At 70.5% G+C, this 12984-nt stretch carries 11 protein-coding genes; 7 read left to right on the top strand and 4 right to left on the bottom strand.

What is annotated here, in order from left to right; genetic code table 11:
- The first annotated feature begins 75 nt into the window (after positions 1 to 75).
- From ACZ7CH_RS29585 to srmL, 4 genes are all read left to right on the top strand, one after another.
- Entirely contained in the window at positions 76 to 1908 is a 1833-nt protein-coding gene (locus tag ACZ7CH_RS29585) for an ABC transporter ATP-binding protein (RefSeq protein WP_470375501.1), read from the top strand.
- Positions 1909 to 1946: 38 nt separating this feature from the next.
- Positions 1947 to 2600 (top strand): CatB-related O-acetyltransferase, encoded by a 654-nt coding sequence (locus ACZ7CH_RS29580; RefSeq protein ID WP_360391490.1) that lies wholly within the window; start codon positions 1947 to 1949, stop codon positions 2598 to 2600.
- 41 nt (positions 2601 to 2641) lie between these two features.
- Positions 2642 to 4522: a patatin gene (locus tag ACZ7CH_RS29575; protein ID WP_470370751.1), complete on the top strand. Its 1881-nt coding sequence runs from the start codon at positions 2642 to 2644 to the stop codon at positions 4520 to 4522.
- Positions 4523 to 4655: 133 nt separating this feature from the next.
- Positions 4656 to 5684: a PheS-related mystery ligase SrmL gene (srmL, locus tag ACZ7CH_RS29570; protein ID WP_470375440.1), complete on the top strand. Its 1029-nt coding sequence runs from the start codon at positions 4656 to 4658 to the stop codon at positions 5682 to 5684.
- Here the strand turns inward: srmL and ACZ7CH_RS29565 are convergent.
- Positions 5657 to 6454, bottom strand: a complete 798-nt coding sequence (locus ACZ7CH_RS29565; protein WP_360390848.1) for an SAM-dependent methyltransferase — start codon at positions 6452 to 6454, stop codon at positions 5657 to 5659. The two genes, srmL and ACZ7CH_RS29565, sit on opposite strands and share 28 nt — an antisense overlap.
- Positions 6455 to 6616: 162 nt before the next feature.
- On the opposite strand from ACZ7CH_RS29565, the gene lon reads away from it, so the two are divergent.
- Positions 6617 to 8968, top strand: a complete 2352-nt coding sequence (gene lon, locus ACZ7CH_RS29560; RefSeq protein ID WP_470375439.1) for an endopeptidase La — start codon at positions 6617 to 6619, stop codon at positions 8966 to 8968.
- 60 nt (positions 8969 to 9028) lie between these two features.
- On the opposite strand, the gene ACZ7CH_RS29555 is transcribed toward lon, so the two are convergent.
- The gene (locus ACZ7CH_RS29555; protein ID WP_360390854.1) at positions 9029 to 9496 is read right to left on the bottom strand and encodes an AMIN-like domain-containing (lipo)protein; all 468 of its coding nucleotides are present in this window, start codon (positions 9494 to 9496) and stop codon (positions 9029 to 9031) included.
- A gap of 106 nt (positions 9497 to 9602) precedes the next feature.
- Entirely contained in the window at positions 9603 to 10373 is a 771-nt protein-coding gene (locus tag ACZ7CH_RS29550; RefSeq protein ID WP_470375438.1) for a polysaccharide deacetylase family protein, read from the bottom strand.
- Positions 10374 to 10459: 86 nt separating this feature from the next.
- Between ACZ7CH_RS29550 and ACZ7CH_RS29545 the strand changes: the two genes are divergently transcribed.
- Complete coding sequence (locus ACZ7CH_RS29545) at positions 10460 to 10987, top strand: YbhB/YbcL family Raf kinase inhibitor-like protein (RefSeq protein WP_360390856.1); 528 nt, start codon at positions 10460 to 10462, stop codon at positions 10985 to 10987.
- Positions 10988 to 11091: 104 nt separating this feature from the next.
- A complete protein-coding gene (locus tag ACZ7CH_RS29540) occupies positions 11092 to 12462 on the top strand; it encodes a mycothione reductase (protein ID WP_470375437.1) in 1371 nt (456 codons plus the stop codon).
- Between the two features lie 96 nt (positions 12463 to 12558).
- Here ACZ7CH_RS29540 and ACZ7CH_RS29535 read toward each other — a convergent pair whose 3' ends face one another.
- Positions 12559 to 12963, bottom strand: coding sequence for a VOC family protein (locus tag ACZ7CH_RS29535; protein ID WP_360390862.1), 405 nt, complete (start codon positions 12961 to 12963; stop codon positions 12559 to 12561).
- Between the last annotated feature and the right edge of the window lie 21 nt (positions 12964 to 12984).

The following is a 12984-nucleotide window of genomic DNA, read 5'->3' as shown; positions in this document are numbered from 1 at the left end:
CTCGACTCAGCTGGAGGTCGCAGACTGGGCGTCGTGAACATCGACTTCAACGCCTGGTACGCGCTCGAAAGCGCGATGCAGGACAAGGAGAACCGCCGCGTCAGCCGGGCGACGTTGAAGCGCGTCGCCCGGTTCGCCCGCCCGCAGCGGCCTGCGGTGCTGGCCCTGCTCGCCACCAGCGCGGTGGCCGCGGTGCTGGCGGTGGCGAGCCCGGTCCTGGCCGGCCGCGTGGTCGACACGATCATCGGCGGCCGCGACCTGGACCTGGTGGTGTGGCTGGCACTCGCGATCGCCGGCGTCGCCGTGCTGGAGGCCGGTTTCTCGCTGGCCGAGCGCTGGCAGTCCGCCCGCGTCGGCGAGGACCTGATCCTGCGGCTGCGGCAGTCCGTCTTCGACCACGTGCAGCGCATGCCGATCGCGTTCTTCACCCGCACCCGCACCGGCGCCCTGGTCTCCCGGCTCAACAACGACGTGATCGCCGCGCAGCGGGCGTTCTCCGAGACGATCTCCGGTGTCGTCACGAACCTGATCGCGCTGGTGCTCACGCTGGTCGTGATGCTGACGCTGTCGTGGCAGGTCACCGTTCTCGCGATGGCGCTGCTGCCGGTGTTCCTGATCCCGGCGCGGCGCATGGGCAGGCGCCTGGCGTCCATGCACCGCGAGGCCGCGAACCTCGACTCGGCCATGACGACCCAGATGACCGAGCGGTTCTCCGCTCCCGGCGCGACCCTGATCAAGCTCTTCGGCCGTCCCGCCCTGGAAAGCGCGGAGTTCGGTGCGCGCGCTCGGCGTGTGCGTGACATCGGTGTGCGCACGGCCGTTGCGCAGTGGCTGTTCCTGGTGGCGTTGACGTTGGTGTCGTCGCTGGCCCTTGCGTTGGTCTACGGCCTCGGCGGCTACTTCGCGTTCATGGGTCAGATGGCACCCGGCACGATCGTGACGCTGGCGCTGCTGCTGACGCGCCTCTACGCCCCGTTGACCGCCTTGGCCGGTGCGCGTGTGGACGTGATGACGGCGCTGGTGTCGTTCGAGCGCGTCTTCGAGGTGCTCGACCTGCCGCCGCTGATCAAGGAGGAGCCCGACGCGGTCTCCGTGCCCGACGGCCCGGTCTCGGTGGAGTTCGACGACGTCCACTTCGCCTACCCGGCCGCGGACAAGGTCTCCCTGGCCTCGCTGGAGGAGGTCGCCACCCTCGACACGCGCGGCGGTGACGCGGTCCTGCGCGGCATCTCCTTCACGGCCGCGCCGGGCTCGCTGATCGCACTGGTCGGCGCCTCGGGTGCGGGCAAGTCGACGATCGCCTCCCTGCTCCCCCGCCTGTACGACGCCGACTCCGGCGCCGTCCGGCTGTCCGGTGTGGACGTCCGCACGCTGTCGTTCGACTCGTTGCGCGAGACCGTCGGCATGGTGACGCAGGACGGCCACCTGTTCCACGAGTCGATCGGCGCCAACCTGCGCCTCGCCGCACCGGCCGCCACCGACGAGGAGCTGTGGGACGCCCTGCGCCGCGCGCGCCTCGCCGACCTGGTGTTGTCGTTGCCCGACCAGCTCGACACGGTCGTCGGCGAACGCGGCTACCGCCTGTCCGGCGGCGAGCGCCAGCGCCTCACCATCGCCCGCCTGCTGCTCGCCAAGCCCCGCGTCGTGATCCTGGACGAGGCCACCGCGCACCTGGACTCCCGCTCCGAGGCGGCCGTGCAGGAGGCACTGGTGGAAGCCCTCGCCGGCCGCACCTCGCTGGTGATCGCCCACCGCCTGTCCACCGTCCGCGCCGCCGACCAGATCCTCGTCGTCGACGCCGGCCAGGTCGTCGAACGCGGCACCCACGAGTCCCTGCTGGCTCTCGGCGGCCACTACGCCAAGCTGTACCGCACCCAGTTCAGCGAAGAGCCGATCGGAGCGCCGTGACCATCCCCTCGCCCGACAACCTCTACCCGTTGCCGGACATGCCCCGCACCGTGCTCCTCAAGCCGTTGGTCAAGAACCCGCAGATCGAGATCGGCGAGTACACCTACTACGACGACCCGCACCACGCCATGGAGTTCGAGCACCGCAACGTGCTCTACAACTTCGGCCCCGAGAAGCTGGTCATCGGCCGCTACTGCGCGCTGGCAGAAGGGGTGCGGTTCATCATGTCCGGCGCCAACCACGGCATGTCCGGCGTGTCGGCGTTCCCGTTCACGATCTTCGGCGGGGCCTGGGCGGAGAAGACGCTGGACATCGCGCTGGGGGCGCCGTCGCGCGGGGACACGGTGGTGGGCAACGACGTGTGGCTCGGGTACCGGTCGGTGGTCATGCCCGGCGTGCGGATCGGTGACGGGGCGATCGTGGCCGCCGGGTCGGTGGTGGTCGGGGACGTGCCCGCGTACGGGATCGTCGGCGGCAACCCGGCCCGGCTGCTGCGGACGCGGTACAGCGACGAGGAGGTCGCCGTGCTGCAACGGGTCGCGTGGTGGGAGTGGCCCGTGGAGAAGGTGACGGAGCACGTGCGGGTGATCATGGCGGGGACACCGGCCGAGCTGGCCGCGGTCGCGGCGGCGGAAGGCTTGCAGGACCCGCCGGCAGCACGGGACGGGACCGGTTCGGTGGCGTCTGAGTGAACATCGCTGACGGACCGTGGTGATCGCGCGACCATGGGCACATGGAGTACGACCGCTACTGCGACCTGACGATGCGCGGCGGCACGACCAGCGGAGTCGTGTACCCGCTGGCTGTCGCGTCGCTGGCACGCCACTACGAGTTCCGGCAGATCGGCGGCGCGTCGGCGGGGGCGATCGCCGCGGCGTTCGCCGCCGCCGCCGAGAAGGGGCGCGGCAGCGGCGGGTTCGAGAAGCTCGCGGGGCTGGTCGACTGGTTCGCCGGCGGCACCGGGGCGGACCGGTGGCGGCTGGCGCAGCTGTTCCAGCCGAACGCCAAGACGCGCGCGCTGTACCGGATCGTCGTCGCCACCATGCAGCAGCGGGCGACGACCGGGCGCAGTGCGGTGTCGTGCCTGTTCTTCGCGTTGCTCGGCGCGGTCGGGTTGCGGGCGAAGGCCGTGCTCGGGCTGATGGCGCTGCTGTGGCTGACCGGGCCGGTGCTGTGGTCGGCCTGGCTGGCGCCGCGGGAGTACCTGCCGTGGCTCGCGATAGCGCTCACGGTCGTGGCGGTGGCATGTGTGCCGTTGGTGTTGTGGCCGTTGCGGAACAGCTTGCCTTGGCAGGCATGGGTGTTCATGGCGGTGCCGCTGGTGCTCGGCATGGTGTTCGCCCGGCACTACGGCACGGCGGCGGTCGTGTTGCTGGTGTGGCTGGTGTTGACGCTGGCGATGGTCAGCGCGTTGATCGCCACGTACGCGTATGCGATGCAGCGGTATATGAAGAACAACGCCCGCGCCGTCCACTTCGGACTCGTGCCGGGCACGGGTGACTTCCGGCCGTCGTGGCTCGACCGGTTGGCGGGGGTGCCGAAGTCGACCGGGGTGCCGCCGCTCGCGGACTGGCTGGCGGACCGGCTCGACGAGCTCGCGGGCACCGAACGCGCGTTGACGTTCGGGGATCTGGGCGAGGTCAACCTCGTGCTGATGACCACCGACCTGTCCGAGGGGCGGCCGTACCGGTTGCCGCTCAGCGAGGAGTGGCAGTACTGCGAGGAGTGCCTGGGGTACGTGCTGCCGCGACGGGTCGTGGAGCAGCTGGACGGCGTACCGGCGGACGGCCGGTGCCCGCTGCACGAGCACATGCCGTTGCGGCAGCTGCCGGGCCGGGAGCGGTTGCCGGTGGTGGTGGCGGTGCGGATGAGCCTGTCGTTCCCCGGCCTGATCGCGGCGGTGCCGCTGTGCCGCGGCGGGAAGGTGCACTGGTTCTCCGACGGCGGGATCACCAGCAACTTCCCGATCCACTTCTTCGACGCGCTGCTGCCGCGGTGGCCCACGTTCGGGCTGAGCCTGCAGTCCTACCCCGACGGCGACACGGCTGAGGTGTGGCTGCCCGAGCAGGACGCGTCGGACAGCGGGACGCCCTACCGGCAGCTCACGTCGATGCCGGGGTTCCTGATGTCCATCCTGGACACGTTCCTCGACTGGCGGGACACGATGCAGTCGGCGCTGCCCGGCTACCGCGGCCGCATCGCGCACGTGCGCCAGGCGGAGGACGAGGGCGGCACGAACCTGTTCATGACGCCCGAGACCATCCGCACGCTGGCGTTGCGCGGGCAGAAGGCCGGCGATCTGCTGCGCGAGCGGTTCACGCAGCAGCAGAACACCGACCGCTACCGCTGGATCCGGCTGCGCATGGCGTTGCGCGAGTACCAGGAGCTCGGCGTGCAGGCCGAGGACCGTGAGGCGCTCTACGACGCCGTGCTCGCCCGGTTCGAGATCCCCGAGGCGCTGCACGAGTGGTTCCGCACCCCACCGGCGGACGGCGACCCGTACCGCGACGCGATCGAGGTCGCGCTGGACGACGTGGGCCGGCTCGCGGAGGGCGGTCCGTTCGACGGGGTACCGCCGGTGGACCCGGATCTGCGGCTGACACCGCCCGAGTGAGCGCGCTACCCTCGTGGACATGACGCGCCGATTCAGCCACCCCCGACCCGCGGCGGTGGCGCGCGCCTGAACCACCTTCCCGTCGGTCGGGGGACCTCGCACCAGCACCCCACGCCGAGAACGGGAAGAACCCATGTACCGCACCGATGAACTCGTGCGCGCCCTGAAGGTCCGCGACCTCACCGATCCCGCCCAGGGCCCGCACGCGATGCAACTGCTGATCGCCGACCTCAAGGCAGCGTTGCCGGACACGAGAGAAGTGCGCCACCATCCGCTCGTACCGGTGGAGCACAACTACGAGCACCTCGGCTATCCCGCCGACGCCATCACGCGCGATGCCCGCTACACGAGGTACGTCAGCGAGACGTGCATGTTGCGCAGCCACACGACGGCGATGATCCCGCCCGCTCTCAAGGACGCGCGGCCCGACGTCACGCTCCTGTGCCCCGGTCTGGTCTACCGCCGTGACACGGTCGACAGGCTGCACACGGGCACACCGCACCAGCTCGACCTCTGGCGCATAACGCACGGAGCCGAACCGCTCGAAGACCTGATCCACGTGGTCGTGAGCACGGTTCTCCCCGGCAAGCGCTACCGCACGATCGACGCCGAACACCCGTACACCACGCACGGCAAGCAGATCGACGTGTGGCACGACGGCCAGTGGGTGGAGATCGGCGAGTGCGGGTACGCGGCGCGGCACGTCCTCAAGGACCACCCGCACGGGCTTGCGATGGGGCTGGGCCTCGACCGGTTGGTGATGCTGCGCAAGGGCGTTCCCGACATCCGCCTGCTGCGCAACGGGGACGCGCGCATCGCGGAGCAGATGCGGGACCTGGCCGAGTACCGCCCGATCTCCCGGCACCCGGCCGCGACCAGGGACATCTCGATCGTGGCCGACGGGCACGAGGACGCCGAGACGCTCGGTGACCGGATTCGCGCGCTGGACCCGCAGGACCTGGTCGAGGAGATCGCGGTTCTCAGCGAGACACCGGCCGAGGAGCTGCCCGCGCACGTCCGGGAGCGCCTCGATGCCCGGCCGGGGCAGAAGAACGTGCTCATCCGCGTGACGATGAGGGCGCCGGAGCGCACCCTCACCGACCGCGAGACGAACGAGCTGAGGGACCGGCTGCTTCAGCGCTTGCGGGCGACCGCGCCGTAGATGCTGATGCGGTCCTCGTAGGAGTCCGGGCGCCACTCGTTCACCGGGACGACGCCCGGCTCCAGCACGTCCATGCCGTCGAAGAAGCGGACGACCTCGGCGTGCGAGCGGACGCTGATCGCGTTGTCGGTGCTGCGGTACACCGCCATGACCTGCGCGGCCTCCTCCTGTTCCTGCGGCGTGAGGCCGTCGTGGGTGGCGTGCGTGATCGCCAGGTACGAGCCGGAGGGGAACGCGGCCATGTACTCGGCGGCGGCGCCGTACGGGTCGTCGGAGTCGGGCACGAAGTGCAGGGCCGCGATGATCAGCACCGCGACCGGCCGGTCGAAGTCGAGGACGTCGCGGGCGGCGTGCAGCACCTTCGCGGGCGCGCGCAGGTCGGCCTGCAACGCCGTGGCGTGCGGGTTGTCGGCGAGCAGCGCGGTGCTGTGGGCCACGGCGACGGGCTCGAAGTCCACGTAGACCACGCGTGCCGACGGGTTGTCCTGCTGGGCGATCTCGTGGACGTTGCCCACGGTCGGGATGCCGGAGCCCAGGTCGAGGAACTGGTCGACGCCCTCCGCGACCAGGTGGCGCACGGCCCTGCGCAGGAACGAGCGGTTGGCGCCCGCGCTGTGGGCGATGCCGGGGAAGATCTTCTCCACCTGCTTGGCGGCGGCGCGGTCGGCTTCGAAGTTGTGCGAGCCGCCCAGGTAGTAGTCGTACATCCGCGCGACGCTCGGACGCGTGACGTCGACCGTGGACGGGACCCACTTCAGCTCTTCCTTCACGCGAAGATCCTCGCTAATCGCCGCACGGGTGTCCACCGCCACACGCCCGGTCGCCCGCCGTGTCACCCGCTTCCCCGCTCGCTCACAGCGAACGGACCGGGGGAACACCACCCCGCTGAAGTTGGTTGAGCGGTACAGACTCAACTTTGGAGGGTGATGGAGATGGGCGAGACGTTGGCCCTGCCGGTGCTGCCGCTGGACGACGTTGTGGTGCTGCCCGGCATGGTGGTGCCGATCCGCATCTCCGGTGCGGACGCCAGCGCGGAGGCCCGTGCCGCCGTGGACGCCGCCACGACGGCGGCGAACCACCAGGTTCTGCTGGTACCACGGCTGGACGGGAAGTACGCGGCGGTCGGCACACTGGCCGAGATCGAGCAGGTGGGACGCCTGCCGGGCGGTGAGCGCGCGGCGGTCGTGCGCGGTACCAAGCGCGTGCGGATCGGGACGGGGACCACGGGACCGGGTGCGGCGCTGTGGGTGAACGCGACCGTCACCGACGAGTCGCCGGTCACCGACCGGACGCGGGAGCTGGCCCGCGAGTACCGGGCCATCGTCACGAACGTCCTGCAGACGCGGGGTGCGTGGCAGATGGTCGACTCGGTGCAGCAGATCACCGACCCGTCCGCGCTCGCCGACCTCGCCGGCTACGCGCCCTACCTCGACGAGAAGCAGAAGATCTGGCTGCTGGAGACGAGCGACGTCACCGCGCGGCTGGAGAAGCTGGTCGAGTGGGGACAGGCGCACCTGACCGAGCTCGACGTCAACGAGACGATCGCGAAGGACGTCAAGGAAGGCGTCGAGAAGCAGCAGCGGGAGTTCCTGCTGCGCCAGCAGATGGCCGCGATCCGCAAGGAGCTGGCCGAGCTCGACGGCAAGCCGGCGTCCGAGGAGGCCGACTACCGGGCCCGCGTCGAGGCCGCGAGCCTGCCGGAGAAGGTCGAGAAGGCGGCGCTCGCCGAGGTCGAGAAGATGGAGCGCACCTCGGAGCAGTCGCCGGAGGTGGGCTGGATCCGGACGTGGCTCGACACCGTCCTCGAACTGCCGTGGAACGAGCGGACCGAGGACTCGTACGACATCAAGGCCGCGCGTGAGGTGCTCGACGCCGATCACGCGGGTCTGGACGACGTGAAGCAGCGCATCACCGAGTACCTGGCCGTGCGCAAGCGCCGGGCCGATCGCGGTCTTGGTGTCGTGGGCGGTCGTCGTTCCGGTGCGGTGCTCGCGCTCGTCGGTCCCCCCGGTGTCGGCAAGACGTCGCTGGGCGAGTCCGTGGCGCGCGCCATGGGGCGGAAGTTCGTGCGGGTCGCTCTGGGCGGCGTGCGCGACGAGGCCGAGATCCGCGGTCACCGCCGCACGTACGTCGGCGCGTTGCCGGGCCGGATCGTCCGCGCGATCAGCGAGGCCGGTTCGATGAACCCGGTCGTGCTGCTCGACGAGATCGACAAGGTCGGCTCCGACTACCGCGGCGACCCGACGGCGGCGTTGCTGGAGGTGCTGGACCCGGCGCAGAACCACACGTTCCGCGACCACTACCTGGAGGTCGAGCTCGACCTCTCGGACGTGGTGTTCCTCGCGACCGCGAACGTGCTGGAGTCGATCCCGGCGCCGCTGCTCGACCGCATGGAGCTCGTGCAGCTCGACGGCTACACCGAGGACGAGAAGGTCACGATCGCCCGCGACCACCTGCTGCCGCGCCAGCTCGACCGGGCCGGTCTCACGGCGCAGGACGTCGCGATCGACGAAGCCGCCCTGCACCAGCTCGCGAGCGAGTACACGCGGGAAGCCGGTGTGCGGCAGCTGGAACGGTCCCTCGCGCGGATTCTGCGCAAGGTGACCGCGAAGGTCGCGCTGGGCGAGCGGGAGCTGCCGATCGAGGTCGACCGGCCGTCGCTCAAGTCGTACCTGGGCAGCCCGAAGAACACGCCCGAGTCGGCGGAGCGGACCTCGGTGCCCGGTGTGGCAACGGGTCTGGCCGTCACGGGCGTCGGCGGTGACGTGCTGTTCATCGAGGCCTCGCTGGCCCCGAAGGACACCGGGTCGACCGGCGTCACGCTCACCGGCCAGCTCGGCGACGTGATGAAGGAGTCGGCGCAGATCGCGTTGTCCTACCTGCGTTCGCACGACGACAAGGCCGCGGCGCTGGCCGACCGGGGTGTGCACGTCCACGTCCCGGCGGGTGCGGTGCCGAAGGACGGGCCGTCCGCGGGCGTGACGATGACGACGGCGCTGGCCTCGCTGCTGTCCGGCCGCCCGGTGCGCTCGGACGTGGCGATGACCGGTGAGATCTCGCTGACCGGCCGGGTGCTGCCGATCGGCGGCGTGAAGCAGAAGCTGCTCGCCGCCCACCGCGCCGGCATCACGACCGTGCTGCTGCCCCAGCGCAACGAGCCGGACCTGGACGACGTGCCGGAGTCGGTGCGCGAGCAGCTGACCGTGCACTTCGTCTCGGACGTGTCCGAGGTGCTGCGGCACGCGCTGTCGGCGGAGACGGCCCAGGAGACCGTTGCGGCGTAACGGTCTCCGGTAGACCCCCCGTGGGGGCAGCAGCGGCGACTGCTGCCCCCGCGGGGCTTTTCAGTGACCGATGTCGATGACGAGCCGGTTCGGACCCGTCAGCGTGAACACCCGGTGCCACGACGCGGCGTCGCCGTACCCGACGGCGATGCCCAGCGTGGCCTCGAAGTCACAGGTGAGCGCGACCCCGCGGACGTTCTCCAGACCGGGCGTCGGGAAGTTGCGCGACCCGGTGTAGGTCGGGTTCCCGGCGTCGTCGTGCGCGGCCGCACCGATCAGCGTGACCTCCAGGACCTCGTTCCCGGGAACGGCGACCGGCAGCCCCGACCCGCAGTTCGAAACAGCGGTGACCTCGCGGACCCGGTGCTCGGCCGGCAGGCCGGACAGGTCCAGCACCACCCGGTCGAACCCGGTGTTGCGGCCGGTCCTGATGTCGGACAGCGTCGGTGTGCTCTGCGCCGACGCCGTCGGGACGACTGTGCCGACCGCGAGCACCGCCACCAGCACCGCGGTGAGACGTGTGTTCATCTTCGGCCCCCTCTCAAGGCTCGTTCGATGACCTGAAGACGTGTGAGCCGGGCCACAGTTGCGTCGCCGCCGCGGGTGGGTGTCGATGACGACCGCGGGTGCGCGGTCAGGCGAGGAAGTCCTCCAGCGGCACCGGCGTCAGCCCGTCGTGCTTCGCCCGCTCCAGGAACGCGGTGAAGTCCTCCACGAACGTGGTGCGGAAGTGCATGAGCACGATGTCCCCCGGCCGCAGCCGGTCGCCCACCTGGAACTGCACCCGGCCGTCGTTGACCGCGGCGGTCCAGTTGACCAGCGCCTTGAACCCGCAGCCGGCAGCCGCCCTGCGGGTGTTCGCGTCGTAGTTGCCGAACGGCGGGCGGAACAACGTGGGCCGCTTGCCGTACTCGGCCGCGAGGAAGTCGGCGTTGCCGCAGATCTCCTGCCGCTGGAGCTCGTAGCCCTTGCCCTGCAGGTTCGGGTGGTTCGTGGTGTGGCTGTGGACCGTGACGGGCATGTGCTTGAAGTAGTCCTTGTGCCCCTCGGCGTACTTGGTGTTGAGGAACAGCGACGGCCACACGCCCGCGTTCTCCATCAGCTCGCGCGCCTTCGGGTGCTGCACCGCGCCGTCGTCGATCGTGATGAACACGTACGGCTTGGCGGTTTCGATGCGCGTGACGACGGGCACCATGCCGTCGTGGACCGCCGGCGCGTGCGCCTGCACCGTGCCGTACGTGTACGGCGGCTCGAACATCCGCTTCGGCTGCTCGGTCGTGGCGGTGGTCGTCTGCGGCGCCGTCGTGAGCACCAGCTCGCCCGGCTGCGCGTCGGGTTGCCGCGCACATGCGACCAACACCACGACCAGCACAAAGGCAGCACAAAGCCGCAACTTGGACATCATTTCCCCCTCCACGCGGAAGACGCCGCGCAGGCACTCATGGTTGCACGGGGATAAGGTCGAAATGATCACAAAGAGGAGGAGTTCCGATGAGCCTTGAGCGTCCAGTCGCTCCCGACCCCTACGCCCTGCTCCCCGCGGTCGGCACGTTCTCCGTCACGTCCGCGGACGTCCGCGACGGCGAACAGCTCCCCGACGCCCAGGTGTTCGAGGGCGGCAACACCTCGCCGCAGCTCTCCTGGTCCGGTTTCCCGGCCGAGACCCGCAGCTTCGTCGTCACCTGCTTCGACCCGGACGCCCCGACCCCGTCGGGTTTCTGGCACTGGGTGGCCGTCAACCTCCCTGCCTCGACCACCTCGCTGGACACCGGCGCCGGCGAGTCCGACGCCACGCTGCCCGGTGACGCGTTCCACGTCCGCTCCGACTACGGCACCCGCGCGTTCGGCGGTGCCGCCCCGCCCAAGGGCGACCACCCGCACCGCTACTTCTTCGTGGTGCACGCGGTCGACGTCGACGCCCTCGACGTGGACTCCGACGCCTCCCCCGCGGTGGTGAGCTTCAACCTCGCGTTCCACACGCTGGCGCGCGCGATCATCACGCCCACCTACCAGCACTGACCTGGTCCGGCCGTGCCCGGTGCGCCCGCGGGCGGGCCGGGCACCGTCGTGCGGCGGGCCCCGTCTCGGGAACACCGGTCCCCGAACAATGGTTGGATCGTCACGTGAGGCACTTCGACCTGGTCATCATCGGCACCGGCTCCGGCAACTCGATCCCGAACGACGCCATGGCGGACTGGCAGATCGCCATCCTCGAAAAGGGCACGTTCGGCGGCACCTGCCTGAACGTCGGCTGCATCCCGACGAAGATGTTCGTCCACACCGCCGACCAGGCCGCGGCGCCTGCCAACGCGAAGAAGCTCGGCGTGGACGCGCACCTGGACGCCGTGCACTGGCCGGAGATCCGCGACCGGATCTTCGGCCGGATCGACCCGATCTCGCAGGGCGGCCGGAACTGGCGGGCCAACGAGAACGCCAACGTCACCGTCTACGAGGGCACGGCGCGGTTCATCGACGCGCACACGATCGACACCGGCACCGGCGAGACCATCACCGCCGACCGGATCGTCATCGCGGCGGGGTCGCGGCCCACCACCCCCGACATCGCGGACCTCGACACGACCGGGTTCCACACCAGCGACACCGTCATGCGGCTGGACGAGCTGCCCGAGAGCCTCATCATCGTGGGCAGCGGGTTCATCGCCTCCGAGTTCGCGCACGTCTTCAGCAGCTTCGGCGTGCGGGTCACGGTGATCGCGCGGAGCAACCTGCTGCTGCGGCACGAGGACCTGGAGGTCGCCGAGCGGTTCACCGAGGTCGCGAAGACCAAGTGGGACGTGCGGTTGCAGCGCAAGACCACGCGCGCCGAGAAGACCGCCACCGGGGTGCGGCTGCACCTCGAAGGACCCGACGGCGAGGAGACCGTGGAGGCGCAGCAGCTCCTCGTCGCGGTCGGCCGGCAGCCCAACACCGACCTGCTCGACGCGGGCAAGGCGGTCGAGCTGCACGAGGACGGGCGGGTCAAGGTCGACGAGTTCCAGCGCACCAGCCAGCCGCACATCTTGGCGCTGGGCGACATCAGCTCGGACTACCAGCTCAAGCACGTCGCCAACCACGAGGCGAAGGTCGTGCAGCACAACCTGCTGCACCCGGACGAGCCGATCGCGAGCGACCACCGGTTCGTGCCGGCCGCGGTGTTCTCCAGCCCGCAGATCGCGAGCGTCGGGCTCACCGAGGAACAGGCCAAGGCCCGGGGCATCCGGTACGTCACCGCGAGCCAGGCCTACGCGAGCATCGCGTACGGGTGGGCGATGGAGGACCGGACGGGCTTCGCGAAGCTGCTCGCCGACCCGGCCACCGGGCAGTTGCTCGGCGCGCACATCATCGGGCCGCAGGCCTCGACGGTGATCCAGCCGCTCATCCAGGCGATGAGCTTCGGCCTGGACGCGAAGACCATGGCGCGCGGGCAGTACTGGATCCACCCGGCGATGCCGGAGCTCGTGGAAAACGCACTCCTCAACCTGCCTCTGGACTGAGGCAGGCCCTTCCAACGGCGCCGCGCCACGCCGACTCCCCTGCTGCTAACGGCATCTGCAAGTACCAGTACTTGCAGATGCCAGCAGAGCAAGGGGTTAGGACTGTTGGACGCGCACGGTGTTGCCGGCCGGGTCGCGGAACACGCAGTCACGGGCGCCCCAGGGCTGCGAGGTCGGTTCCTGCACCACGTCCGCGCCGCCCGCCTGGAGCTTGTCGAACACACCGTCCAGGTCCGGGGTCGCGAGCGTGATGTACGCGTAGCTCCCCGCCGCCATCATCTCCGCGATCGCGGTGCGGTGGGCGTCGGTGAGGCCGTCGGCCATGGCGGGCGGTTCGAGCACGACCGACGACGCGGAACCGGCGGGTGCGACGGTGATCCAGCGGTGCGCGCCCTGACCGACGTCCAGGCGGACCTCCCAGCCGAGCAGGTCGCGGTAGAACGCGAGCGAGGCGTCCGGGTCGGTGTGCGGCAGGAACGTGGCGTGAATGGTGATGTCCATGCCGGCAACGCTATGAGCAGC

Source organism: Lentzea sp. NPDC037011, assembly GCF_055607425.1.
Note: the sequence above shows the minus strand (reverse complement) of the source record. Positions and strands in the feature narration are given on the sequence as shown.

Coding starts and splice junctions, on each gene's coding strand:
- ACZ7CH_RS29550 (WP_470375438.1), bottom strand. CDS start 10,373: ATGATGTCCAAGTTGCGGCTTTGTGCTGCCTTTGTGCTGGTCGTGGTG.
- ACZ7CH_RS29575 (WP_470370751.1), top strand. CDS start 2,642: ATGGAGTACGACCGCTACTGCGACCTGACGATGCGCGGCGGCACGACC.
- lon (WP_470375439.1), top strand. CDS start 6,617: ATGGGCGAGACGTTGGCCCTGCCGGTGCTGCCGCTGGACGACGTTGTG.
- ACZ7CH_RS29555 (WP_360390854.1), bottom strand. CDS start 9,496: ATGAACACACGTCTCACCGCGGTGCTGGTGGCGGTGCTCGCGGTCGGC.
- srmL (WP_470375440.1), top strand. CDS start 4,656: ATGTACCGCACCGATGAACTCGTGCGCGCCCTGAAGGTCCGCGACCTC.
- ACZ7CH_RS29585 (WP_470375501.1), top strand. CDS start 76: ATGCAGGACAAGGAGAACCGCCGCGTCAGCCGGGCGACGTTGAAGCGC.
- ACZ7CH_RS29535 (WP_360390862.1), bottom strand. CDS start 12,963: ATGGACATCACCATTCACGCCACGTTCCTGCCGCACACCGACCCGGAC.
- ACZ7CH_RS29545 (WP_360390856.1), top strand. CDS start 10,460: ATGAGCCTTGAGCGTCCAGTCGCTCCCGACCCCTACGCCCTGCTCCCC.
- ACZ7CH_RS29580 (WP_360391490.1), top strand. CDS start 1,947: ATGCCCCGCACCGTGCTCCTCAAGCCGTTGGTCAAGAACCCGCAGATC.